The 26,996-nt window shown below is 44.3% G+C and carries 19 protein-coding genes; 1 reads left to right on the top strand and 18 read right to left on the bottom strand.

What is annotated here, in order from left to right:
• The 12 genes from ACI2J2_RS09945 to ACI2J2_RS10000 all read right to left on the bottom strand — a co-directional run bounded on the left by ACI2J2_RS09945 (position 1) and on the right by ACI2J2_RS10000 (position 16,898).
• Positions 1 to 1,320: an ABC transporter ATP-binding protein gene (locus ACI2J2_RS09945; protein ID WP_404759989.1), complete on the bottom strand. Its 1,320-nt coding sequence runs from the start codon at positions 1,318 to 1,320 to the stop codon at positions 1 to 3.
• Positions 1,310 to 2,143 (bottom strand): ABC transporter permease, encoded by an 834-nt coding sequence (locus ACI2J2_RS09950; protein WP_404759990.1) that lies wholly within the window; start codon positions 2,141 to 2,143, stop codon positions 1,310 to 1,312. The genes ACI2J2_RS09945 and ACI2J2_RS09950 overlap by 11 nt, the downstream gene beginning before the upstream one ends.
• A gap of 105 nt (positions 2,144 to 2,248) precedes the next feature.
• Entirely contained in the window at positions 2,249 to 3,091 is an 843-nt protein-coding gene (locus ACI2J2_RS09955; RefSeq protein WP_404759991.1) for a glycosyltransferase, read from the bottom strand.
• 161 nt (positions 3,092 to 3,252) lie between these two features.
• Complete coding sequence (gene rfbD / locus ACI2J2_RS09960) at positions 3,253 to 4,119, bottom strand: dTDP-4-dehydrorhamnose reductase (RefSeq protein ID WP_404759992.1); 867 nt, start codon at positions 4,117 to 4,119, stop codon at positions 3,253 to 3,255.
• The gene (gene rfbC / locus ACI2J2_RS09965; protein ID WP_404759993.1) at positions 4,119 to 4,652 is read right to left on the bottom strand and encodes a dTDP-4-dehydrorhamnose 3,5-epimerase; all 534 of its coding nucleotides are present in this window, start codon (positions 4,650 to 4,652) and stop codon (positions 4,119 to 4,121) included. Before rfbC ends, rfbD begins: the two co-directional genes overlap by 1 nt.
• Positions 4,653 to 5,054: 402 nt before the next feature.
• Positions 5,055 to 6,071: a UDP-glucose 4-epimerase GalE gene (galE, locus tag ACI2J2_RS09970; protein ID WP_404759994.1), complete on the bottom strand. Its 1,017-nt coding sequence runs from the start codon at positions 6,069 to 6,071 to the stop codon at positions 5,055 to 5,057.
• 154 nt (positions 6,072 to 6,225) lie between these two features.
• Entirely contained in the window at positions 6,226 to 7,593 is a 1,368-nt protein-coding gene (gene cpsG, locus ACI2J2_RS09975; protein WP_404759995.1) for a phosphomannomutase CpsG, read from the bottom strand.
• Between the two features lie 15 nt (positions 7,594 to 7,608).
• Positions 7,609 to 9,033, bottom strand: coding sequence for a mannose-1-phosphate guanylyltransferase/mannose-6-phosphate isomerase (locus tag ACI2J2_RS09980; RefSeq protein ID WP_209632467.1), 1,425 nt, complete (start codon positions 9,031 to 9,033; stop codon positions 7,609 to 7,611).
• A 306-nt stretch (positions 9,034 to 9,339) separates the two neighbouring features.
• Positions 9,340 to 10,716 (bottom strand): TolC family outer membrane protein, encoded by a 1,377-nt coding sequence (locus ACI2J2_RS09985; protein ID WP_404759996.1) that lies wholly within the window; start codon positions 10,714 to 10,716, stop codon positions 9,340 to 9,342.
• A gap of 2 nt (positions 10,717 to 10,718) precedes the next feature.
• The gene (locus ACI2J2_RS09990) at positions 10,719 to 12,050 is read right to left on the bottom strand and encodes an HlyD family type I secretion periplasmic adaptor subunit (protein ID WP_209632465.1); all 1,332 of its coding nucleotides are present in this window, start codon (positions 12,048 to 12,050) and stop codon (positions 10,719 to 10,721) included.
• Between the two features lie 53 nt (positions 12,051 to 12,103).
• Positions 12,104 to 13,870 (bottom strand): type I secretion system permease/ATPase, encoded by a 1,767-nt coding sequence (locus tag ACI2J2_RS09995; RefSeq protein WP_209632464.1) that lies wholly within the window; start codon positions 13,868 to 13,870, stop codon positions 12,104 to 12,106.
• Between the two features lie 388 nt (positions 13,871 to 14,258).
• Positions 14,259 to 16,898 (bottom strand): beta strand repeat-containing protein, encoded by a 2,640-nt coding sequence (locus tag ACI2J2_RS10000; RefSeq protein ID WP_404759997.1) that lies wholly within the window; start codon positions 16,896 to 16,898, stop codon positions 14,259 to 14,261.
• A gap of 518 nt (positions 16,899 to 17,416) precedes the next feature.
• Here ACI2J2_RS10000 and ACI2J2_RS10005 point away from each other — a divergent pair.
• The gene (locus tag ACI2J2_RS10005; RefSeq protein WP_404759998.1) at positions 17,417 to 18,496 is read left to right on the top strand and encodes a glycosyltransferase family 4 protein; all 1,080 of its coding nucleotides are present in this window, start codon (positions 17,417 to 17,419) and stop codon (positions 18,494 to 18,496) included.
• Between the two features lie 328 nt (positions 18,497 to 18,824).
• Here the strand turns inward: ACI2J2_RS10005 and ACI2J2_RS10010 are convergent, their stop codons facing one another.
• From ACI2J2_RS10010 to wbaP, 6 genes are all read right to left on the bottom strand, one after another.
• Positions 18,825 to 19,979, bottom strand: coding sequence for a glycosyltransferase family 4 protein (locus ACI2J2_RS10010; protein ID WP_404759999.1), 1,155 nt, complete (start codon positions 19,977 to 19,979; stop codon positions 18,825 to 18,827).
• An 800-nt stretch (positions 19,980 to 20,779) separates the two neighbouring features.
• A complete protein-coding gene (locus tag ACI2J2_RS10015; RefSeq protein ID WP_404760000.1) occupies positions 20,780 to 21,757 on the bottom strand; it encodes a polysaccharide pyruvyl transferase family protein in 978 nt (325 codons plus the stop codon).
• Between the two features lie 31 nt (positions 21,758 to 21,788).
• The gene (locus ACI2J2_RS10020; protein WP_404760001.1) at positions 21,789 to 23,306 is read right to left on the bottom strand and encodes a hypothetical protein; all 1,518 of its coding nucleotides are present in this window, start codon (positions 23,304 to 23,306) and stop codon (positions 21,789 to 21,791) included.
• A 22-nt stretch (positions 23,307 to 23,328) separates the two neighbouring features.
• Complete coding sequence (locus ACI2J2_RS10025; RefSeq protein WP_404760002.1) at positions 23,329 to 24,315, bottom strand: glycosyltransferase family 4 protein; 987 nt, start codon at positions 24,313 to 24,315, stop codon at positions 23,329 to 23,331.
• A gap of 47 nt (positions 24,316 to 24,362) precedes the next feature.
• Entirely contained in the window at positions 24,363 to 25,412 is a 1,050-nt protein-coding gene (locus tag ACI2J2_RS10030) for a glycosyltransferase (RefSeq protein ID WP_404760003.1), read from the bottom strand.
• A gap of 148 nt (positions 25,413 to 25,560) precedes the next feature.
• Positions 25,561 to 26,994, bottom strand: a complete 1,434-nt coding sequence (wbaP, locus tag ACI2J2_RS10035) for an undecaprenyl-phosphate galactose phosphotransferase WbaP (protein ID WP_404760004.1) — start codon at positions 26,992 to 26,994, stop codon at positions 25,561 to 25,563.
• Between the last annotated feature and the right edge of the window lie 2 nt (positions 26,995 to 26,996).

Below are 26,996 nucleotides of genomic sequence, written 5' to 3' on the forward strand. Positions count from 1 at the left end.
TTACTCCTCTTCCAGCGAAATTTGTACCGGAGCATGAATGACACCACCCAACTCACGCGACGACCAGAACTTCAACCTCATCATTGGACGACGCTGATCAAGCTCTTCCCGCTCCCCTTTACCAACCCGCGCCAGCCCACAGTGCACCAAATAGTCACCAGAATTTATCGGTAACTTGACTTTATACACGATGTGTTGCTCACCCGGTTTTAGGGTGATTGGAACTCCAGCACCAATATTACTATCACCCCAAATATCTCCGCCCTGCGCTTTAGAAATTGAAACGCCAAGCGCGATGTCTTCAATGACCTCTGAAGACAATAGCGTGTAGTCAAAAGTCAGCTCTTCACCAGCACGAACCAACGGTTTGTCTGAAAGCGGAGTACCGTCTGACTTATAGATTTGTAAACTTTCGATAATAGCCCGTCCGGTACCAAAGCGCTTTTCCCCTATTTCAACGTTGATCTGTTCTGACTGAATAGCCTGAAGCGTAACCACGTCCTTAACAGCAGAACTGTCGGCATGCTGACGTCTTTCTTTAGGGGGAGCCTGGGTCAGCAACATACCTTTTTCATAAGCAAGAACCGCCGCCAATACATCATTGGTGTCCCCTACTAGTTGCCCATTATTCATGACCAGACAACGATCGGCATACTCTAGAATGCTGCCGGTGGAATGGGTAACCATAATAATAGTCACCCCCTTGGCACGCAGGGCTTCCATACGTTTATAGCACTTATACTGGAACCCGATATCACCTACAGCTAGCGCCTCATCGACAATCAATATTTCCGGTTCAACACAGGCCTGAACGGCAAACGCCAAACGGACATACATCCCGCTGGAATAGGTTTTTACCGGCTGATCAATAAATTCGCCAATATCTGCAAAATCAATGATCTCTTGAAAGCGTGCATCAATCTGTTCACGCGAGAATCCTAAAACGGAACCGTTGAGATAAACGTTGTCACGACCCGTGAACTCCGGATTAAATCCAGCCCCCAACTCAAGCAGAGCAGCGATGCGACCGTTCACCTGAATCTCCCCATCAGTTGGGGTCAACGTGCCACAAATCATCTGCAACAGGGTTGATTTTCCGGCGCCATTTCGGCCGATAATGCCAACAGTTTCGCCTTTTTTTATGCTGAAAGAGACATCTCTCAACGCCCAAAACTCGCGAAAATAACGTCGGGAATCGCGGCGCACAGCTCGCTGAAGTTTAGGAGCAAAGAATTGCTTTAAACGATCTCGTGGACGATCGTAAATTTGATAGCATTTGCTTAATCCTTTGACTTCTATAGCAATTTCGTTAGAGGACATCTGCAAACCCCTTTCTGGTTTTCTGGAAGAATACATAGCCCAGCCATGCCACTACGGCGGCGGCAACCGTATATACCGCCAGCCCTTGCCAATCAGGCAAACGACCCCAAATCAATACGCTACGGGCCTGTTCGATAATGAAAGTCAGCGGATTAAGCATGATCCAGATTCGGTACTTTTCCGGCAAGGCAGTAATCGGGAAGAAAACCGGCGATAAAAACATCATTACTGTGGTAATAATCACTGTAGTCTGACCAACATCACGGATAAAGACACCGAGCGAAGCCAATATCCAGCCTAATCCGAGACAAAAAATAACTAATGGTAAAAATACCAACGGGATAAATACCGCCGTCCAATGCAGAAAACCGTTAAACATGAAAAAGGCACACAGTAAAACCACCAAGCTTATCAACGTATGAAAAAGCGCGGCACAGAGCCCAATCACCGGCAAGGTTTCCAAGGGGAAAACCACTTTTTTAACGTAGTTAGTGTTACCCAGAATGATTTGTGGTGCGCGATTTATCACTTCGGCAAAGAAACCATGGACAATCATGCCAACAAACAGTATGACGGCAAATTGTGTACGGCTCTCATCGCCCCCAACTGACCAACGAGCTTTAAAAACTACTGAAAATACAAATGTATAAACAATCAACATAAATAACGGATTCAAAAAAGACCAAGCCAGCCCCATCGTAGAGCCTTTATAACGGCCAACTACCTCTCTCTTGGTCATTTGTAAAATTAGCGACTTAAAACCCCACAAAGTGCGTACCAATGCGAACGGAGTTAAAGGCGCTTTTTTATGAGGGTTATTCATTTACCAACCTCCGAGGCTTCGCCAACAACGCACGCAATGACGCTATAATCGATATAAATAAACATAATCAATACCTTAGATTCAATCAGACGTAACAACCAAGACTTAGAGGCCATCACGCAAAGAGGTTATCGGAATCGTCTTTAAGTACTTTTGATTGTAGTGACTGCGTTCACGGTCAAAAATCCATCCCCATTTGTTGAAATACAATATTGCTGAACGCATATGATATCCCAACAAAGTCAAACTCTTATAAGAACCTTTCCCGAACACATGTGTGATTGTCGTTCCCGAAAAATAAACAATATCCGTCAACTTCAACGCGCGTCGACAAAGGTCCACATCTTCCATATACATAAAATATCTTTCATCGAATCCACCCAACTGTTCCAAGAGTGTTGATTTCAACAGCATGAAACAACCGGAAACTGAAGGAACAGCAAAGGTTTGCTGATAGTCGGCCTGATGTAATTCGTAAGCAACGTCCATTTTACTGCCCCATTTAGGCAGAAAACGTCTTAGGAAGAGGTTAGCCGGCGTAGGTAATAGCCTGCAGCTATGTTGGAAGCGCCCATCGCTGTAGCGTATACGTGGGGAAACAAACTTATGCCCCTCTTTATGAGCAAAGTTATATAAGCGCGCTAAAGCACCAGCTTCAAAGCTGATATCAGGATTACAGATAAGGAAATAGTCGCAACGATCGAGGTAACTGCGCATGCACAGATTATGAGCATGCCCAAAGCCACCGTTAATCGTAGAATGGATGTAATCTATTCGATCATTGCCCAAAGAAGCTGCCCAATCAGCGCCACCGTTGTTGACGAGGACAATTTTTCCAACGCATTGCTCGTTAAGGAGTGAGGTCAGCGTCTCCTCCACTTGCTCATAGCTGTGGTTAAATAAAACGATCGATGCAACTATCTGAAATCTTTCTTGTTCAACAGCCATGCTGTATCTAATTCCTCAACCCATTATGACCGAAAATTCATGCTATAAGGGTGGTTATAAGACTCAATGTCGATCTATGCGAAAAGCTGGCGTTTTACCTCTCGCAGAAACATCAAAGGGGATAACATTATCCCCTTTAATCTAATCCAATTGAAGGCTCATTACTGTGATAATATCTTCTGTAGCACTGTTTTAAGCTGTTGTTTCCACGGGCTTGGCCTGAGGTTCAAAGCACATATCTTGTCAGTACTGAGAATCGAGTACGCTGGTCGGGACGCTGGTGTTGGATACTCATGACTGGCAATCGGATTAACTTTCACCTGGTGTGGGTACAACTCACAAGCTTGAGCTTCTTCGAAGATAGTTTGTGCGAAATCAAACCAAGAAACTGCGGTATCACCGCAAAAATGATAAACACCATAAGACAATTGCGATTTTGACAGCATTGCAATAATTGCTGCTGCAATGTCGCCGGCATAGGTTGGGCAACCATACTGATCGCTCACCACACCGAGTTCGCCTCGCTGCGCGCCGACCCGCAACATCGTTTTCACAAAGTTGTTGCCGTATTCGCTAAAGACCCAAGCTGTTCTGATCACTATAGTTTTCGGGTTAGCTTTCAACGCTGCAAGTTCACCGTCAAGTTTGGTTTGACCATAGACGCTTTTTGGTGAGCATGGGGTATTTTCACAGTAAGGATCTGATGCAGTACCATCAAAAACATAGTCGGTTGAAATATGTACGAATGGAATGTCCAGCTTTGCTGCTGCTGCTGCCAAAAAACCGGGTCCTTCCGCATTAATCGCTTTAGCTTTCTCGGGTTCCGATTCCGCTTTGTCTACCGCAGTATAGGCAGCAGCATTGACGATAGCATCCGGCTTGAACTGTGTGACGGCAGCAAATACTGCTGTAGCATCGGTGATATCTAATTTCTGGCTATCTGCTGCCATTAGGGTCCAATCAGCAGGAAGCCGGTCAATAAAACAACGTCCCAACTGCCCTGCAGCCCCGGTCAAAAGTACACGCATCAGAAAAGCTCTCTAAACAGTTTTCCCTGCAGATCCTTCGGCGACAGCAATGGATCGCTGACTGGCCAATCTACACCGACTTCTGGATCGTTCCAAAGCAGGCAACCTTCATTACTTGGATCATAGTAATCGGTACATTTATATTCAAAATCAGCAGATTCTGAAATGACAACGAAACCATGTGCAAGTCCTGGCGGAACCCAAAGCTGGTTTTTGTTTTCTTCTGACAGGTAAACCCCAACCCATTTTTTGAAGGTTGGCGAATCAGAGCGGATATCAACAACCACATCAAAGACTTCACCACGAACACAGCGTACTAACTTGCCTTGCGGTTTAGCAGTCTGAAAATGCAATCCGCGCAAGACACCTTGCGAAGATCGGGAATGATTGTCCTGTACAAACTCGGCATCAATACCGAGCAACTCCTGATACCGACTCTTTTGAAATGTTTCCATGAAGAAACCGCGGTGATCGCCGAAAACCTTGGGTTCAATCAGCTTTACACCTGCGACCTGTGTCTCAATTACTCTCATTAGGAACCTGCCCACAAAAACTTTACCCAGAGACCTCGAATTATGCTTATGAACGTACGCTTTCACTGAGTTTACACACCACTGTTAAGGCATTTATGAATGAACCTTAAACAAACTCGCATACGTATGACAGAAATAATATAGGGTCTACGAAGGCCTGTGAGACTAGCACAATTTGCAAAAACATCCGATATCGTAACGTAAAAAAAATGCATAGCGGTTGCACTCCTCTGAACAAAATCAATCTTAACCGCATGTTTTTCATTTACTTTAATTTTTAATCGCCACCAAAACCGAAATTTAGGCAGCGTATATGGTTACATATTATGCTGTAATATTTACCAATTTAGCGATGAGTTACGAACCACTACTTCTAGAGCGCACACCCACCATCCATCTGTATTACTTCCGGTAACCCTGCGGGTTGTTCTTCTGCCAGTTCCAGGTATCTCGCATCATTTCATCAATGCCACGCCGAACTTCCCACCCCAGTTCACGGCGTGCAAGATTCGCATCAGCCCAAAATGCAGGTAGGTCGCCGTCACGGCGCGGTAATATTTGATAAGGTATTTCCTTCCCAGATGCTTTTTCAAAAGCATGCACCATCGCCAATACCGAGTGCCCTATCCCCGCGCCCAGGTTGTAAGCTTTAAAACCCTCGACTTTCTTCAGGTAATCCATGGCCATCAGGTGGCCTTCTGCCAGATCCATCACGTGGATGTAATCACGCTCCCCGGTGCCATCTTCCGTTGGATAATCCCCACCAAAAATGCCCAGCTTCTCAAGCTTGCCAATCGCTACCTGAGAGATATAAGGCAACAAGTTGTTTGGAATACCGTTGGGATCTTCACCAATCAAACCAGATTCGTGTGCACCTACCGGATTGAAGTAACGCAAAGCGATTATGGAAAACTCCGGCTCCGCTTTGGCGAAATCCTGCAGAATTTGCTCAACCATCAACTTTGAAGTGCCGTAAGGGCTCGTGGTACCACCGATTGGCGTGGTTTCTACATAGGGAACTGGGGAGTTCGCACCATATACCGTCGCTGAAGAGCTGAAGATAAATTGATGTACACCGGCCCGTCGCATTTCATCCAGCAATACCAAAGTCCCGGCAACGTTGTTCTGATAATACTCCAACGGCTTGCGGGTTGACTCACCGACGGCCTTCAAGCCAGCAAAATGGATCACCGAAGAAATACCATGGGTATCAAAAATACGACGCAGGCATTCTCCATCCAGGATGTCACCTTGATAGAAAGTGGCTGCTTTGCCCACCAGCTGTTCGACGCGATGCAATGACTCCTCTGACGAGTTCGACAGGTTATCCAGCACAACGACATTTTCGCCACGCTCCAGTAAGGCCAAGACGGTATGAGATCCAATATATCCGGCACCGCCGGTGACTAAAACTGCCATCAACAACTCCTTACGCGCACCTAAAGCGCTAAAGTTAGAAATTTTTAATCTTCTTCAGAAAAAAACCATAAAACATTGGGTCCAAGAAAATTACTTCAAAACAAAAAACAGGGCTGCCAAGCAGCCCTGTTTGAAGCAAATGACCACGACACTGTTAACGAGACAACAACGCCAGGATTTCTTCTGTTTTTTCTTTCATCAAGGCAACGTTAGCACGTGACTCAACATTGAGCCGGACTACCGGTTCAGTGTTGGATGAACGCAGGTTGAAACGCCAGTCGGCAAACTCCATGCTGATACCATCGGTATAATCTGCCTCACCGCCCTGCGCCAAATAATGCTGTTTGACGCTTTCAATAGACGCCGCAGGTTGAGTCAACTTGATGTTGATCTCGCCGGAGGATGGGTAAGCAGCAATACGATCCTGCACCAGTTGCCCCAACGTTTGGCCTTTCACACTGACCAATTCAGCGACCAGCAACCATGGGATCATGCCGCTATCGCAATAGGCAAAATCGCGGAAATAGTGGTGGGCGCTCATCTCACCACCGTAGATGGCATCTTCCGAGCGCATACGCTCTTTAATAAAAGCATGCCCGGTTTTTGACATTACCGGCACACCGCCAGCCCCGCTCACCACATCAATCGTGTTCCAGCTCAGGCGCGGATCGTGAATAATTTTTGCGCCTGGTTGTTTTTGCAGGAAAGCTTCCGCCAGCAGGCCGACGATATAGTATCCCTCGATAAAGTCACCTTTTTCGTCAAACAGGAAACAACGGTCAAAGTCACCATCAAAAGCGATCCCCATATCCGCACCGTGTTCGCGCACCGCATTGGCGGTATCTGCACGGCACTCAGGCAGCAATGGATTGGGAATACCATTGGGGAATCTACCGTCGGGTTGATGATGAACTTTGATAAACTCCAACGGGGCGTTCATAGCCTTAAGGGATGTTTCAATGGCGTCGATCACATGACCGGCTGCACCATTACCTGAGTTGATCACCAGTTTCAACGGTTTGAAGTTTTTTACATCAACGTATGAAAGTATGTGTTCTACATATGCACCAAGCACGTCCTGGCGAATATAGCTGCCACGCACTGCAGAAGGGGCCGGGAATTGGTTGTTTTCCGCTAACTCTTGTATAGCGCGCAGACCAGTATCGCCACTGATAGGGCGCGAACCTTCGCGAACCAATTTCATTCCGTTGTAGTCGATCGGGTTATGGCTGGCAGTGACTTCAACGCCGCCATCGGCCTTCAGATGTGAAGTGGCAAAGTACACCTCTTCAGTCCCAGTCATGCCAATGTCGATAACGTCGGTACCCGCATCTTGTAACCCTTTTGCCAAGGATAACTTCAGGCTTTCACTGGTCAGGCGCACATCGCTACCCAGCACAATGCTCTTTGGCTTTAGGAACTCGCCATAAGCACGACCGATACGGTAGGCAATATCATCATTCAATTCTTCACCTAATTTACCGCGAACATCATAAGCTTTAAAACACGTTAACTTTTCCATCACCGAACCCTTTAATTAGACTCTGCCGTACCGATCGTGCAAACGCTCAATATCATCTTCTTCCAGGTAAAACCCTGATCTGACCTCGATGATCTCGAGATCGATTTTCCCTGGATTTTCCAGTGTATGGACACTGCCTGCAGGTATGAAGGTGGATTGATTTTCTGATAAAAAGAACGCTTTATCATCAACATTCACTTTTGCTGTACCGCTGACGACCACCCAGTGTTCCGCACGATGAAGATGACGTTGGACAGAAAGCCCTTCTCCAGGGCGAACAATGATTTTTTTTACCTGGAAGTGCTCACCGCTGTCGATATCACAAATCTTACCCCAGGGGCGATAGGAGGAGGAATGTTGCCGGAAGTGATGAAGATTGCGTTTTTTTAGCTCATCAACCACTTTCTTAACGTCCTGAACTCTGTCCTTAGTCGAGATCAGCAACGCATCATTGGTGTTGATCACTATCAGGTCGTCTAAACCGATGGTAGCAACTAACGCAGCATCGGATGAAATATAGTTATTGTTTGAATCAATGGAAATAATCTCACCGACGTTCACATTCCCTAATTCATCTTTTTCAGAGACTTCCCACAGAGATGACCATGAACCTACATCGCTCCAGCCGGCATCAATCGGGATCACCACAGCATCTCGCGTTTTTTCCATCACTGCGTAATCGATAGAATCACTTGGGCAATGCTTAAATATCTCCTGATCAACACGGATAAAGTTCATATCACGTTGGCTGTCGACCACAGACTGCTGCGTTGTAGCGAAAATTTCGGGGCTGAACTGCTCCAACTCTTGCAGGAACTTGGCCGTTTTAAACATAAACATGCCACTGTTCCAACTGAATTCACCGCTCGCCAGATATTCAATGGCTTTTTCCAGACAAGGCTTCTCCACAAAAGCGTCGACTTTAAAGCATTCGCCAGAAAGCTCACTGCCACGCTTGATATAGCCATAACCCGTTTCTGGATGCCCAGGAATAATACCAAAGGTCACCAAGCTGTTTTCGGTAGCATGCTGAACAGCCGTTTTTATTGCCGAGTGGAAGTTTTCCACCTTTTTAATCAAATGATCGGCGGCCAATACCAGCAGTATGCTGTCATCGTCTTCTTCTGCGGCCAGATGTGCAGCCAACGCTACAGCAGGAGCAGTATTGCGTCCCACAGGCTCTAGAATAATGTTGGTCGCCAGTTGATCAATTTCACGCAGTTGTTCCGCAACCAAAAACCGATGATTTTCATTGCAGATCACCAAAGGCGCTGCAACCTGTACACCCTCCAGCCCAGACAAACGCTGTAGGGTCTGCTGCAACAAGCTAAATCCGCTGTCGTCGATAGATAAAAATTGTTTGGGGAATGACTCACGTGAAAGTGGCCATAAGCGACTGCCAGTACCACCGGCCATAACCACAGGAATTAGTTTTGACATTGTTAACCCTTTACCCAGTCATCTGTCTTATAAATGAGAGTACTGCTTAGAGACTGCTGACCCACCATTATAAAAGTCATACAATTACACACAAAAAGTTACAATCGCGTTAAAACGCACTCTTCCCTAAGCCGACACATGCCCATACATATATTGGTAACCTATACTGAAAAATCAGTGTTGAAGGCAATGGGAAGAGCACTACTTGTTGCTAACATAACGTATTGGGACAAAAAAGAGCAGCTCAGAGCTGCTCTTTCAGATAAATACTCATGCAAAGCATTCAACCTATTTCAGCCAATCTGTTCAGCGATTTGCAGCAAAATACTGCGCTACGCGCTTAACATCCTTTTCATCCAGCGTTCCAGAATCGCTCAACAATGTGATCCAGGATTTTATGTAGGTGTACTTGGCCGAAGCCAAGTCACGCTGGGCGCTGTAGAGTTGTTGTTCTGCATTGAGCACATCAACGTTAACGCGCTGCCCCGCCAAGACACTCTGACGTGTTGCAGTTACCTGCGTGGTCGCTGATTTAACCGCCAGTTCGTATGCAGCCAACTTTGCTCGACTGCTGATGCACAGATTGAATTGTTTACGCAGATCGTTCAGCGTACTGCCAACTTGCGTATCCATTTCATACATCGCTTGGCCATATCGTGCCGCCGCCTGGCGAGTCGAGGCGGAAACGCCGCCGCCGGCATAGATCGGCATACTTACCTGCACACCGATACTGTCGGTGCGGTACTTCTGGTTGACCGTGTTATCGCTACTGGAGTCGTTTTCCGAGTGTGAAGCATAAAGCTGCACCTGCGGCATAAAGCCCGCGCGGTTACGCTCTACCTCATACTTCGCTGCATCAACGCCGTGACGTGATGCAGCCAGCATCGGGTTATTTTCGAGAGCGATTTTTTGCCACTCTTCAAACTTTGAAGGAATCAATGGCGCTACCTGGAATTTCCCAGGACGCAACACCTGTACCTCATCCAGTTGGTTAAGTGGCACGCCAATAATGACCTCGAGCTCACGCTGAGCCGAATCTAACGCATCGCGCGCTTCAATCTCCTGGGCTTCTGCCAAGCTATAGCGAGCCTGAGTTTCAGAAACGTCAGTAATGGTGCCTTCCCCTGCACTCATTAAACGGTCGTTCAGTGCCAACTGCTCTTTATAAGCCGCCTTTTGCGCTGAAGCCAAAGCGATTTGGTCTTTGGAATAAGCCACTTCAACATAGGCAGAGATCACCCGTACCGCCAAGTCCAGAAACTTGCCGCGGTAGCGTTCGTCAGACATCAAGGTCTGCGCCACACCAGCCTTATAGCGCGCATAAGCCTCATAGTCGAACAGCGGCTGCGTCAGCGTTACCGAACTGGAATAACTGCGGTACTGCTGCCGTTGAGTCACTTCGCTCACATTGCCAAAAAAGTCACTCGACGGATACTTCTGCGTCTGCCAGTTTCTCGGTGAGTTCTGATAATTAAGTGATACCTTCGGCAGCAGCCCCGCCCTGCCGATGTTTTCGTTTTCGTCTCCCGCTTCTTTCTCTTTTATTGCCGCCCGGAAGGTCGGATCTTTCTCAAGTGCCAGCGAATATGCGTCTATAATCCCTATCGAATGAACCGGCGCAGATATCGCAAACAAGAGGGTACTGATAGTAAGGCCAGCAACCTGTCGTTTAAATTGAATCAAAATTATTCCTCGGTTAATGAAGTATGAGCGCGATCCAAAATAGGTTTAAACAGATAACTTAACAGTGAACGCGAACCGGTCTTCACAAAGACCTCAACAGGCATACCGGGTTTAATGTCTTCCCCACTGAGCAATTTCATGCCCTCTGGGGAAACGGTAACCTGCATTTGGTAATAGGGTTCGCCATTGGTTTTGTCCACCAATCGGTCGGCAGAAACCAATGTCACCGTCCCCGGGATTTTCGGGGTCTTGTTCTGGTTGAAAGCGGTAAACATCAAATCCACCGGCAACCCGTTGTACACTTTGTCAATCAGCTCTACCTTAAGGCGAGAATCAACCACCAGAGTAGCCTGGCTGGGTACAACGTCCATCAGGTGGTCACCCGCTCCCACGACGCCCCCCTGAGTAAAGATATTCAATCCGACGACTGTGCCATCCACCGGCGAAGTGATAGCCGTATTACCAAGATCAAAATTCGCCATTTCCAGCTTGTTTCTGAACTCGCTGGTGTCCATCTGAGTCTGTGCCAGTTGGGTTCTGACCTCGCGCTGATAGTCGGCAAACCGCTGATCGATCCGTTGCTGAGACTCCTGCAGCTGTTTTTGAACCTGACCAATTCGTCCGACGGTTTCATCAATGCTGCTGTTCACTTCCGCAAATTGACGCTGCACTTCCAGATAGCGGTTACGCGGTAAATAACCGTCCGCGGCTAATTGCTTCATGCTGTTCATCTGCTCACGGAGGCTGGAAAGCTGGATCTGTTTGTTAACCCGAGAATCCTGCAAGCCTTTCAGTTGAAAGCGCATACCGTCCATAGACTGTTTATAGCCATCAACTTCGCTTTGTAGCCCTTGGCGACGAGACGAAAATAACTGCGTTTGTAATGCGATGATTTCGGCTACGCGTGGCTGAGCCTGGATTTGTTCGAAAACGGGGGAAAAAGTGACCTTACTTAAACCGTCGCGTTCAGCAAGCAGACGGCCTTCAGTGGCCAATGTGGTGTAATACTGATCGCGAAGAGAATCAACCTGTGCCTGAGCCTGTACCTGACTCAATTGCACCAACACCTCGCCCGCTTTAACCTTGTCGCCTTCTTTAACTGCAATGTTTTTGATGATACCGCTGGCCGGTGCCTGTACCGTTTTGCGATTGCCGGAAACGGTGACCGAGCCGGGTGACGCGACCCCTTTATCCAGTGGCGCAAATGCTGCCCATGCGAAAAAACCAAACAGACCAAGACCAACCACTAACCACCCCATGCGGGTAAAGCGCCGCTCATCCTGTGGGATTTGTTCTGAATACGAGTCTTGCGGCTCGCCAATGTGCGTAGACATACCAACTCCTTTGACTGCAGGCAGCGCCTCAGCGCCGCCGGCAAGTTCACAGCTTAATTAATTTGAGTTTTTGGGATATTGCCTTCGTCCGGCTCGGAATTGACTGCACGCACCGCTTGCTGCGGGGTTTGCGCCTTTTGCGCATTGCTCAGCGCTTGCAACACCTGCTGCGTAGGGCCAAATGCATTGACGGTGCCGTTCACTAACAGCAATAGCTTGCTGGTCATCGACAGCAAGTTGGTACGGTGAGTAATCAGAATCACCGTTTTATTACGCTGTTTAAGGAACAGTATTGCCTGATTCAGCGCTTTTTCACCGGCATCATCAAGATTGGAATTAGGCTCGTCCAGTACGACCAGGGACGGATCGCCATACAGTGCGCGCGCCAAACCAATACGTTGTTTTTGCCCGCCGGATAATCCCGCCCCACCGCTGCCGATGATCGTGTCATAACCGTTTGGAAAACGGAGTATCAGCTCATGCACGCCGGCCAGTTTAGCGGCCTCGATGACCTTTTCTGCGTCCAGTTCGTTAAACCGCGCGATATTTTCGGCGATAGTGCCACCGAACAACTCAATATCCTGCGGTAAATAACCGATATAGGGCCCCAGTTCGTCTTTGTTCCATTGGTATATGTCGGCATTATCGAGCCGCACGATACCCTCGCTAACCGGCCAGATACCGACGAGCAAACGCGCCAGCGTTGACTTACCGGAAGCACTTGGGCCGATAATCCCCAACACATCACCCGGTTGAATGGCAAAGCTGACATTATGTAATACCGCATCCGCCTTCGATCCCGGAGGTGTGGCCGTCACCCCTTCTACAGAGACAATCCCTTCCGGCCGTGGCAAGGACATGCCCATACCGCGCGGTGGGTGCTTATCCAGCAATTTTACCAATCGCTGATAAGATAATTTGGCCGAGCTCCAGCTTTTCCAGACGTTAATGACCTGCTCGATAGGAGCAAGCGTACGCCCCATCAGAATCGAGCCGGCAATCATCATGCCCGGAGTGATGTGGCCGTCAATCGCCAACCAGCCGCCCAACCCCAGCACGAGAGACTGTAGAGAAAGGCGAACGAACTTAGTGATTGAGGTTACGGTAGTAGCGCGCTCACTGGCAATACGCTGACTATTCAAGAAACGCTGATGCAGGTTAAACCATCGGCCTTTTAAGTTCGGCAACATGCCTAATGCTTCGATCACTTCGGCATTACGCAGATTGGTGCTAGCCAAGCTTGAGGACATGATCGAGAGCTTGCTAGCTTCAGCCAGGGGCTTTTTCGATACCATCTCGTTGACCACGGCGAGCGCGATCAGCAGCAGTGAACCAACCAGCGCAAACAGCCCCAACCAAGGGTTAAACAGGAAAATCACCAGCAGATAAATCGGGAACCAGGGTGCATCGAAAAATGCAAATAACGCGCTGCCCGTCAGAAACTGCCGTACGGTGGTCAAATCACCGAGCATTTGCCCTGCGTCAGAGGAACCATTTTTGAGATTAGACTCATACGCAGCGGTGTAAACCCGTGTATTTAATCGCATATCCAATTGGCTGCCGATGCGAATCACCACCATGCTGCGCACATACTCCAGCAACGCCATCATGCCGAACATTCCCAGCATAATCAGCGTCAACATCAGCAACGTGATCTCATTGCGTGATGGGAGCACCCGGTCATACACCTGGAGCATATAGATTGAAGGAACAAGCATTAACAAATTAATAAATGCGGTGAATATGCCAACGGTCCAAAAGACTTTGGTACGTGTCCGTATAACATCCGCAATTTCATTACGCGGTATAAATTGATTCACTTTCTGCCCTTACATCATGTGCACTGTCAGCCCAATCCGCATCAATTACCTCTAAGGAAATTCTTAAAAAATAATGAAAATAAAGAAAATCCTAAAGAAGACTCCCCAAACATGCTCGAGACTGCAGATACTTTTTTTAACTATAGGTAGAGAAAGCACATATCAGCAAGGTATAACACGAAAAAAAACCAGCGAAGTGATGCCAACTAAAATCAGAAAAAACAACAAGATAAAAGACATGAGGAACACAAGGGGAATTACGAAGGAAAGGAATAACGTATAGATAATGATGCTGATCACAAATTAAAAAAAACGGGGAGAATATCCTCCCCGTATTATTTAATAAATAACAGTTTCTTTAGAAACTATTACCCTGCAGTGCTTACACTCATGCGTAATGCAGGTTGTCTACCAGTTGCTGATGGTTTTGACCTGTCAAATAGACAACAGTGTCGTTAGCATCCAATGTGTGGTTATTGTTGTTATCAATAATCACATAGGAATCAGCATTATTGCCCGTACCGCTGAACACCACCGACGCCACACCAACTTTAGAGGTCAGTGAATTCGGGTTGCTCAGGCCGAGAATACCGCCCAGCAGCCCTACAACACCGGTAGTCAAACCACCGACTAATGACCCTAACAAGGCATCTAAAGTATCGGCCGAACGAGTACCATAGTCCCCAACAGCAGTCCCGGTATTGGACAGAGTCAAACCAGATGCGGCATCGACAATCTTATCCTTCGCGGTGCTGAAGTCAGTAATGGTAACGCCTGCCTGGGTATTACTGGACTTGAGGTCGTACGTATTTGCACCTGCACCGCCAGTCAACGTAGTATTGCCCAATATGTTGAAACTATCCGCAGTTGTCGAACCTTCAACCGTCAGTTGGTAACCATTCAAGCCCAGAGTATTCAGCAGTGGGGTTAACAGCGCAGTAGTTACTGCACTCAATGGCAGAGCATTCAGCAGTTGCACGATGATACCATCACCGGTACCCGCATGGCTTGAATCAAGATTCAGGCCACCGGTATTGGTGGACGCATTGATATCACGCACATTACTGAAACCGCTACCTACCGCTAAATTCAGAGCATGGTCACCTGTGACATTGATCGTCTGAACCTGTGCATTGGTACCGGCCAGAGACATAATGTTGTTAAATGCTCCCGTACCGCCAGAAGCAATATTTACCGTACCCAACGCAGTACCCAGCAATGCGCTACTGCTGCTGTTCAAGCTAATAGCACCCGCATTCACGTTCGCAGAACTCACCGCATCAAAGTTAATATTGAAATGGTCAGTCGCATTCTGGACAAAAGTGAAGCTCAAGGTACTCGCAGAGGTTGCGTCCCCTTTTACTTCCAATTGTGCAGCAGTGCCGCCAGCAGCGTTAATCACACTGGCATTGGCCAAACCGGAAATAACAAAGCCCTGTGCGCCCAGGTTGGTCGCCGCAGCACCTTGAGTCACGGTCCCTCCAGTTGTCCCTTCAACCGTAGCTGTCCCATTGGTTAAACCAAAATCGAAGACATGTATCGGCGTCGTTACACTGGTCGTAGTCGGTGAACCAATCAATGGCGTGGTAATCAGGGTACCAACAGATTTACCAATGTAACCCGTCAGGTCAATCTGCTCGAAATTCGAGAAGTTATTAGCGTTACTGGTTACAGCACTGGTACGAATACCCAAAGCGTTTTGGTTAGTCACCACAGATTTGGTGATAAAGTTGGCGGAAATGGAGTCAATACCTGAGCCACCATCAGCTTTGATAGCTGCGGCTACTGTGTTGGCACCGTTTGCTACCCCGTTACCAGCCCACTGCAAACTGTCGTTACCAGCGCCAAGATTAAACTTAGCTGTACCCGTTGCGATATTTGCCGTTGAAGTTACGACGACATCGTCTGAACCAGAACTTGCGTTCAATATGATATTGCCGTTATTGACAGTAACATCTACACCCGGGTTAACACCGTTGTCAGACAGGTTAACCGTCGCTGCACTGGTACCGTTAATAGTCAGGTTAGCCAGATGATCGGCAAACTTCAGATTAACGACGCTGGCTGCGTTAGCGTTTAATTGCACGTCAGTCAATACTGCAGTTTCTGCATTACTAATCTGGTGTGAGAGTCCGTTATTAATAGTCCCCGTAGCATTGCCGCCAGAAGCCGTTGCCGTCAATGCCGCAGCAGTTTTATATACCAGACTTGTACCAATTGCGTACTCATAAGCATGCTGCGAGGTGACAGTAGCAGCATCAGTAGCGGTAGAACTGCGTAAGTCATTAATAATAGCTTGTGTAATTACTGTCTTATCTGTACCTAATGCTCGATATACAGCTAAAACAGCAGCGCTCGCATCCGTTCCGTAGATACCGTTATACACATGCTGAATGAAAGCATCACCAGTTAAATTAGCTCCCTTTTGTTGGAACTCAGACGAACTAAGTAAATTTTTAATTAACAGCTGGAATGTTTTTCCTGGCTGTATCAAATAATTTGTCCAATACCCAAGTCCACCAGCATCAATACCTCTGTATGCAGATGCAAGATAAACCGAGGCAACTTCTTCTTGAGAAGATAACGCAACGCTCCATTGGTTCCAAGCTGCAGAACCGTAACCGCTATAGAGCATCGCGTCAGTATGATTCTCTAACGCAGATTGAGACGCAAGTGTGCCGCTATCAAAGCCTTTATAATGTAAAAGTCCGTCAATGGCATTAAAAACAGCATCATTCAATGAGGTAGTATTCAATATATTTTGAAGAACTGCGTCCGCCGGTGAAGAACCATAAGCTTGCGTATATATAGTTTTTAATATCTCCAATGAGCTTTTTGAAGCATACAATGCCTGCCCCGCAGATGACGATATCAATCCCCCAATATAATCTTGTGTAGTAATTTGCCCAGTACGAATTTGTCCAGCGGCGCTATCAAAAGCGTTAGCCCCTGTGTAAGTACTTTGGCCGAGAACTGCATATAATATAGCTGCCACTTCTTTCTGGTAATACAGTACTTGAGAAGCCATAATCATATCCTCAAAATATCAAAATTGAAAAATCAATCCTAAACAAATAATTGCAAACACTAACCACAGCGTACTTGAAACCATGCTACGCATGTTCACAAATCGCACAGTTCATGTCATGGTAAGAAAAGTCCAAAAGGTTCAAGCTGTCAATGTGACAACGGGTAACATCCAAAAAAAAACCAACAGCAGCATAATATGCTGGTAAGAGTTTTTTTTTAACTTTTTATCAGCATGAATGCAGCAACGAAGCACACTTCGCATTATTATGAACCTAAAACAGGTTTGTTTTTTTTGTTATGATAAGTATCAAGGAGTTAAGATTAAAACTGCTATGGCAATATGATGACACTGGCTTTTATTAGTTTTAGATGGAATAGTTTCCATGCTCATCACTTTAACGTTCCTACTAAAGGAAACATACTCGCTATGATTCCTAATCGCTTGACTAAGCTAGCAAGATGACGCAGTATTGTAAGACTAGGGTTTATATATCAAAAAGATAATAGAACTATGCCATGATTTACGTTAATGCCCGTTTTTTGACGCAAAAAATAACTGGGGTTCAGCGATTTGCTGAGATGATATCCTTAGAACTTTGTAAGAAGTACGATGACATTGTATTTGTATGTCCAAAGGGAATTCTGAGGAGATCGGTTGCCGAAAAATTAAGGGTAGAGCAAATAGGATTGTCTCATGGGCATCTATGGGAACAAATTGAACTTCCACTGTACCTATCTCAGAGAGGTTCACCGCTATTGGTAAATCTAGGAAGCACAGGTCCTATTATCTATAGAAATAAAATCATCACACACCACGACATTACTTACTTAAGATACCCTGAAAGTTATTCTAAGCCTTTTATTTTATTTTATAGATTTTTAGTTCCTATGATGATTAGTTCATCCAAGCATCTTTTGACTGTTAGCGAGTTCTCTAAAAGAGAAATAACTAAGACTTATCGCTATCCAGGAGAGAACACATCTGTTATTTACAATGCTGCCGATATAAAATTCACATCAAAACGGCGTAAAGACTCTGTGGTATATTTCTTATTCGTTGCATCTGAGAAATTCCATAAAAATCAGCATGGGATGATTGATGCATTTTTAAAGTTCAATAATTGTAGATCTGAAGGTAAAAAGGTAAAACTAAAAATAATTGGCGATTTATTAAAAAGAGAATTAGATAGTAATTATAACCTTGAAAACGGCATGGAAAACATAGAGTTTTTAGGCCGTGTTGAAGACGATGAATTAATCATACTTTACCAAAATGCTTTCGCTTTTATATTCCCCTCTTTTTACGAGGGTTTTGGAATTCCACCTTTAGAAGCACAAGCTTGCGGCTGTCCAGTGTTAGCCTCAGATAAAGCATCTATCCCTGAAATATTAGGTGATAGCGCTCTGTATTTTGATCCATTTGATGAGAGTGAAATAGTAAAAGCAATGGAGATAATTATTAAGGATGATGATCTGAGAAATGAATTAATTCGAAGGGGTAATGAAAATATCAAACGCTTTTCTTGGCAGGCTTCTGCAGAAAAACTAATTAAAGCGGTGAGAGGTGTAGATAATTTAAAAATTCTAGGTAAGTAATCAACCAAGAAACAAAAAACCATGATCTTGATAAATTCGGAGAAGAATATAAAACATATAAGAAATAACAGTTAATTATTTTTCAGCCTTGATAAAAAAATCTCCCGGAGTTGAAAACCAAAAACGTAGGTGGCGCAGTATTTATCCACATAAAAAATGACAAGTTTAACTATTTAAGTAACCTAGAATTTTAAAATAGTCACTAGATAAAAATCAAATTCACGGATGATTTTATTATTAATTACGGCGTTCTGCCTAAATGATCACCGTAATTAATTTAACATTAACAAATACAATATGAAAACACTCAGATATACTCAATCTTAAATCAATAAAATATTTTTTTCCTCTCTTCGAAACGGCTCCATTTATCTTTAATATAACTGTCTATCTCGTGTTGGAACCTTTCTTGTGAGAAACGGAGTGCATTTTTACGACAATCAGAAGACAAAATAGTGTCTTTTACATTTTCAAACTGATTTACTGCGTTTATAATATCAACTACATTTTGTTGCTCAAAGAAAATCCCTGTCGGTTCCGTGACACCATACGGCCTGATAGTCTCTAAAGCTCCACCTTTACCAAAAGCAATTACAGGGGTTCCACAAGCCTGAGCCTCTACAGGTGTAATACCGAAATCCTCCTCTGCAGCGAACACAAAAGCCTTGGCTTTCTGCATGTGTTCCTGCATTACAACATTCGATTGATAACCAAGGATGTCTACATTACTTGTTGCCTTTGACTTTATTTTTGACATCTCAGAGCCATCACCAATTACAACGAGTTTTTTATTAGGCATCTGACTAAATGCATCAACAATCAAGTCGATCCTCTTATAAGGCACTAGCCGCGATGCCGTTAAATAATAGTCTTCTTTATTTTCATTTAAGGTAAAGCGTTCGACATCTACGGGAGGATAAATCACATCTGCATCCCGACCGTAAACTTTCTTAATACGGCGAGCAATAAATTGCGAGTTAGCAACAAAATGATCAACACCGTTCGCTGTACGACAATCCCACATCCTTATTCTATGCAGCAACCAGCGAGCTAGGTTTCCCTTCAGGCCTCTATCCATACCTGCTTCACGCAAGTATTGGTGTTGCAAGTCCCATGCATAACGTATCGGTGAATGGACATAGCTGATATGTAACTGATCCGGTCCTGTTAGCACACCTTTCGCCACCGCATGGCTGCTGGACAATATGATATCGTGTTTTGAAACATCTAACTGTTCAATGGCCATCGGCATTAATGGCAAGTATGTCTGGTATTTCTTTCTGGCCTTAGGAAGATGTTGAATAAACGTAGTAGTTGCTTTTTTATTTTTGAAAAGCTGCCGATTGTCATCAGATAGGAAATCAACCACTGAATACAAATCTGAATCTGGGAAAATGCTGATAAACTCAGCAATAACCTTCTCGGCCCCCGCATAAGTGACTAACCAATCGGCAACCAATCCAACACTTAAATCCCGAGACATATCTACACCTTTTATCAAAGTTCTTATTTCAAAGGAGCTATTAAAGCAAAGCCGTTAGAATGGGCAATATAGTACCATTGCCCATATAGTAAAGTTATTCGCTGAGCAATAATTGCAATGTTTTTTCTTTTTCTTTCTGAATTAGATCAACCTTGGCATGCGAGTCAATACACAATCGCCACGCTGGTTCAATATTTCAGTTTCGCAAATTGAGTCGACTTTACATTATTCCAAAAATATTACTGAATTTAGAATACGTTAACGTTTTTGACGTGATATTTTCCTTTTTGGCAAAACCTCAAAAATAATCAATTTTATATTCACGTAGGTATAAGCCAGATTGAATATTAAGCACTTCTAGTAAGATCATTCATAGATTCGTCAACATATAGGAGGTATTGGCTGGGATAAACATGGTCTGGTTATCCCTCAAAAAATAGCTATTATCGTTCAAAGTCACTACCCTGGTGGCGTCTATAAAGCGAGTTGATAACCACCAGCAGAAGTCATCAGATTGATATAGCAATCTTTCAATATATCTAGATGGAAAACCGTAAGCTCTTCGAAATAGCGCTTCACTATAACGACATAGAATTGGCAATGGTAAAGCTCTCAAGACAGTAATAATAAACAGCAGCCGTACCACCGACCAAGAAATAATTAGTATCTTCAATTATTAAGTTATACGTTTGTGCCTTGGGCCATATGCATGAATCCCAAGGCATAATTAACATAAGCCGAAGTGCGCTTAAAATTGATGCACAAAAATATTTTTATGGTCAAAATGAAAGCGCACTGCATCAAGCAAAAGATCGACACTTTTCAATAAGTTGCTCAGCATAATCATGATGTAGAGTTTTATTTGATATTTTGCTTTGCATGCCGATCTTCTCACCATTAAATTCAAAGTTAGTTGTCGAATCTGCGTTGGCATCTACATCAATACGATTGAAAAAATCAAACAGCCCGTCAAATCGGCAATTGTCGATCTTGTTTTTAAAACCACCGTTAACAAATATTACCGGAGTACCCATCGCCAGGCAAGGCAACGCAGTATGGATACGCGAGGTCACGACCAGCTTGGCGTTCGCCAAACGGCGTAGGAAATCATCAGCCAGTTTGAAACCTTCTTCGGCCGAGATGTACGGAATGATTTGCGTTTCAAACTTAGCGTTTTTAAGCAATTCCGCATCGAAGTGTTTTTTCAATACTTTACTACGATGAGCAAACTCAAAGGCACGGCCATTTAACAGGCGTTTGCCAAATCTTAACGGCTGACGAACCAGTTCCGATAGCGTCATAGAGTCATACATGACGTCAATAAAGTAAACATCATCGGTGACATTATCGCGCTTATAGGTCTGGCCAAGAGTCAGAGTCATGCAGCCGGAGTAATACGCATCGATACCTTTCGAGATCAGCAAGTCACGCGTATAGAAATCACGACATCCAATAGGTTGAAATTTTTTAAAGTGAGCGATGGATTCAGGTGTAAAGATCTTATCAACTATCGTTGAGTTGATATGAATTGAGACATACAAAGGATTGATAGCATCCGACGGAGGAAAATTCTCCGGCAAGTCCATGTACCAGGCGTTCATGATCATCTTTACCGAATCGCCATGGTAGGCGTTCATATGATCACGGGGAATAAAGGTATCTACAGAGGGAAGGAATTGCTTCGCCGCTGTACTTTGTACATAGTCGCCCAAATTAATCCAGTTTCTTTTAACGTAAATGTCACTTTCATATGTCAAAACACTATACTTAGAACTCATTATTCCCACCTTAAAAATACCTATAAATAATTTAAAAACGATTCTTAATCAATTGCATAATTTGTTTTCTCTCTTCATTTTTCAATACTACAAAAGAGAACATAAACATAACAAAGAGTAAATTTATAACAGTTAATAGAACCAGGCCTACGAACCTGTCAGGTAAATAAGCACTCAAAAACTGCATACTCAAAATAGAGACACACGCAACAAAACCGAGTCTCGGCATAACGTCAAAAAGAAACTGTTTGGCACTTACCCCTGTAGTTTTATTTATGTAAATAACTCTAAAAACCAATAAGACGAAGGCACAAAAAATTCTTGCTGACACCGCCGCGTAAACGGAAAAGCCGAGGAGAAAAATTACAAATGTCAACAACAGCGAAAACATCATAATAGCCGACACGACAAATTGATAGTTCCGCAGTTTTCCGACAGCGTAAATGGCAGTGACATAGGGTCCAGATAATGAGTCAATCAATATATATATGGCAACTATTTTTACCAACCCCTCCAAATAAAGCGGGGTCTGACCGAGCCAGAGACTGACGATATAGTCAGCATCAATGAACACTGGGATTGCAGATATCATCACCACAAATGCAGTGAGTTTGCATGATAGATAGATTAATGTTGTTACATCTTTACTATTTCCGATGGAATACTGCTTGATTATTTGCGGGTTAATAGCTGTTTGTAAAGTACCAATAATGCGGTTGAAGGCAACCATAATTTGCTCTGCAAGCCAAATGGAGCCATTAGCAATAACACCGACAAAATAATAAGTCAGCAAAGCAATACCTTGAGATAACCCAACCACACTTAAAGAACCAATCATAGACCAGCTTGAAAAAGAGAATATCTCTTTAATCAAGCCGATGTTTTCTTTAATCCTTATATTTATTTTGCATATATTGAGTTTTCCAGTGCATATTACAACGTAAACAATAAAAACCAGTATATATCCAACCAGCAAGAATAATGCGTAACTTATAATTTTACTTTGGAAATAAAACAGAGTAAACAGAAAAACCATCAACCAGCGCTGGAATGCGTCAAAAATACCTATCTTAGCAAAAAGATCCATTTTTTCGCTGGCGATCAGCGAGGCCATAAAGGGTGTTTGCATAATCTGAAAAAGTAGCGAGACGAGAGAAATCTGGTACACCCAAAAGATATCGTCCAAACGCTCAGCAGGCACCTTCAATTTATGCAGCAAAAACCACAACCCGACCGTTTCAGCTAGAATTATGAGCACCCCACAAATAATGAGATGGACAATAATGCTGACATTAAATACGCTATTGGTCCATCTATGATCATTTCGGCCAAGGCCGACAGATAAAAAACGCTGAGTTGCTAGTGCCGAAACGTTTTGTATAAACGAAAATAAAACGATGATGCTACCAACAACGCTATATAAACCAAAGTCATAGACCCCAAGCGTATTCAAAACCATTCTTGATGTATAGAATGTTACAAACATAATTAATAACATTCGCCCATACAACATGAAGGTATTTTTCGCCATTACCTTTTTATCGACCACACAAGCTCTCTCATATAATCATTTATAGGATCTTATTCAACTGCTCATCGACCTGTTTAGCCGTCATATTCCATGAGTACTTCTTAGCCCGTTGCAGGCCAGCCTGTCGCATTTGTGCGCGCAACCCTTCATCATGGTTAACCTTCACCATAACGCTGGCGATCTCGCCAATGTTAGATGGATCGACCAATTGCGCCGCATCACCCGCCACTTCCCCCAGAGAAGTACTGTTTGAGGTAATCACCGGTACGCCACTCGCCATTGCCTCAACAACGGGAAGCCCAAACCCTTCGTAGAACGAAACGAAAATTAGTGCTCGCGCTCCGCGATAAAGTTTTGGTAGGTCGTCGCTTTCGATATAGCCAGTAAAAACGACCCGATTGTTGAGTCCCAGCTCAAGGATCTTCCGTTCGATCTCCACGGAAGCCTTACCGGTAAAGAGCAGTTTGACATGTTCCGGCAGATTAGCCTGCTTAAAGGCTTCCAAAGTGCCGAACTCATTCTTGTGAGCCTTGCGATTGCTGACGCAAAGAAAGTAATCAAAAGGAAAATTCATGGTATCGCCTAGCGGAGTGAAATCCTCCGATACACCATTACCGACATTGATGACCTTGCTAGCGTCAACACCGGACCACTCTACTATTCTTTTCTTTGAAAACTCGGAGACGGTGAATATAAACTTAGCTTTCTTACAACCGTTTAATATGACAAATCGATAAAAAACTCTTTTAAAAAAACTGGAGTTTTCAGGCCTGTCAATATGATTGAGATCATGTATGGTAAAGGCATAAGGCTCGCGTGAAAATAGCGGTGGGATATAACCAGGGAAAAATATTACACGTTCCTTTTGTGAAAACAACCTGGCAGTTGTTTTAATACAGTCTAACGGACTATATGGCTCACCCTGAAAGCCAGCATCAGAATAATTATTTATAGCATTTATTTGTTCTGAAAATGTACCGATCCCTCCCGAGCCACTCCACCGATTATCAATAAGAATCTTCTTCATTTTAATCCCATTATGCAATTTCATTTGAGTCATTAACGGCTATACCATCAGTCCACTCTTTCAACGATGAACAGTTTTATTTTTTCTCTTAACTTATCAACTTCTGATTCGCCATCGTCAATAAAATATAAACTGTCCTTGCTGAGATAATCTAACATACCGTCTCTGGCGGGGGCTATGACCGGAACCTTCCTTTTCAGAGCCTCCAGCATGATCAGAGGTACACCTTCATAACTTGATGGAATCACAATAAAGTCTACGTCGTATGCAAAATCCCAGACATTACTTTTCCAGCCTAAAAACTCAACGCGTATATTCGACCCCAGCCTGTTAGCATTGTTCTTCATCTCATCAAGATCGGGTCCATCCCCTATTACTGTCAAATCGACATTGGTATTAATACCTCTAAGCGCCTCAAGTAAAATATCCTGGCCTTTCTGCCGAAAGAACACTCTTCCTGCCATCAGAATTTTTACTCTCGCAGGATCCGTGACAAACTCATAACCGATACCACGAATATCTTTCCGCACCGGTTTCGCAACAAAATTTCTCAGCACTCTTACATCAGCTGTTTTATTCTTTGCTTTCAGCTCATGTCGAAACTGATTGCAAATAGTCACATAGTTACTACAGCTTTTATACGTAAATCGCGCAAGAAAATCCTTAACCTTCGCCAGTCGGCTCCCCATCGTCTCGAAGCTGTGCGCATAGGGAATGTAGCTAACAACTCTGTTGCCCACCCCCAACAAACGGCCGCTATTTAAGAAACCAGCACCAAGCTCAATATCCCCTTGAATGATTACCATATAATCATGGGATAGGCTTATTTTTTTGAGCAGAAGGCTCGACTTTATTAAATGTAGAGGATTAAAAAAAGAATGAATGATCTCCATTCTTTTATGGTGCACATGATGCAGCTCGTAATCAATACCCGTAGCATTTAATAAATCAATCAGCTTTTGATTGTCGCTAGGTAGATAGCATGAAATGGAAAATCCCTTTTTAACAAATTTTTTTATATGAGCAACACTCATTAATTCGTGGCCGCCTAAAATAGATGCGGTGAAAATTATGGCAACATTCTTGTCTTTTAACATACATCCTCATTGAATTATACTATAAAGATAAACTCAAAGAGTTAGATTCTTCAGCATTGACACAAGCACCATAAACAAGCTCATTTCTAATAGCTGGAAAAAAACAGCGTTTTCTTATTGTGATCCCGCGACAGCGAATCATACTTAATCAATACGCCCCGTCTCTTTTCAACACAACGTTGATAGTTTTAAAGAGAATAGCGATATCATTCCACAGTGACCAGTTCTTAACATACCACGCGTCAAAGTAAACGCGCGTGTCGTAGTCGACATCGTTTCTGCCGCTCACCTGCCACAACCCCGTCATTCCTGGTTTAGCCATAAGATAGTAGTCGACATCACCGGCGTAACGCTCCAGTTCTTTCTCAATCACTGGACGAGGACCGACAAGGCTCATCTCTCCGCGCAATACATTGAACAACTGCGGCAGCTCATCTAGGCTCGTTTTCCGGATGAACTGGCCAACCCGAGTAATGCGTGGATCATTTTTCAATTTAAAATCTTTGTCCCATTCCTCACGGGCCTCAGAATCATTTTGCAACAAATTCTGCAATACTTCTTGCGAATTGGTCACCATAGAACGGAATTTCAGGCATTTAAATTTATGACCATCACGTCCAATGCGTTCATGTCCATAGATGGCATTCCCACCATCTCTACCCACCAGATAGCTCAAAATGATCAGTACCGGAGATAACAGGACGATGATGCCAGCCGAACCCACTATATCGAATGCTCGCTTTAAAAAACGAGATGTTCTTTTCGCCAAGTGATTGCTGACCCGAAGGATCATTACTTCATGGCTGAAAATAAACGACATATCTGTTCCATATAAAGGAACACCGCGCAAAGTCGGTATCACAGAAACCGAGCGGCAGTGATGCTTAGCCAACTTTTTGAGCCATTCATCGCGTAATGCATTCTGCTCAAACTCCAATGCGACGATGAATTGCGTTGTTTCAGGATCGCATTGGCTCCAGAGCTCCGCCTCATCCGCAATTACCGGCTTACCGAACAAGGTTTTCTCACCTATCTTGCTACTTGAAAAGAACGAACAGATTGCGAAGCCCAGTACTTCTTCACTTTGCAACGCCGCATACGCATCGCAGGCGTTCTTACCTGAGCCAATAATGATAGTGTGTTTTTTCCACAGATTTAATTTATTTAGAATCCGCTTGGTCATTGCCCGCGCTAGTGGTACTAATAACAATGCAACTCCCCAAGTTAATATCCAAACATAACGAGAGAACTGCCACTTAGAAAAGGCAACTAATGCCAAGTCCAATACAGCAAAAATAAGCAACGTACGGAATATTTCTTTCAGTTCAAACCAGAACGGCTTGCGGTAAGTATAGTGACGCAACCGAACCCAGAACCAGCTAACACATAGCAAGGCCAGCATGATATGCGTCAAGAAACGCGCCGACATCTCTGACTCAGGAATAAATTCGTTGATATCCCAACCGAAGAAACCAATAAGATAAACCGCTATGCTCAACGATAATGTAAAGAAGATGAAGTCAGAAAAAGCGAGCGATAATTTTATTAAATTCGTTTTTTTTGAGTAAGCGAGCGAACTCATAT

Origin of the sequence: Serratia sp. NPDC087055 (assembly GCF_044900985.1) — a bacterium.
Classification (GTDB): domain Bacteria; phylum Pseudomonadota; class Gammaproteobacteria; order Enterobacterales; family Enterobacteriaceae; genus Serratia.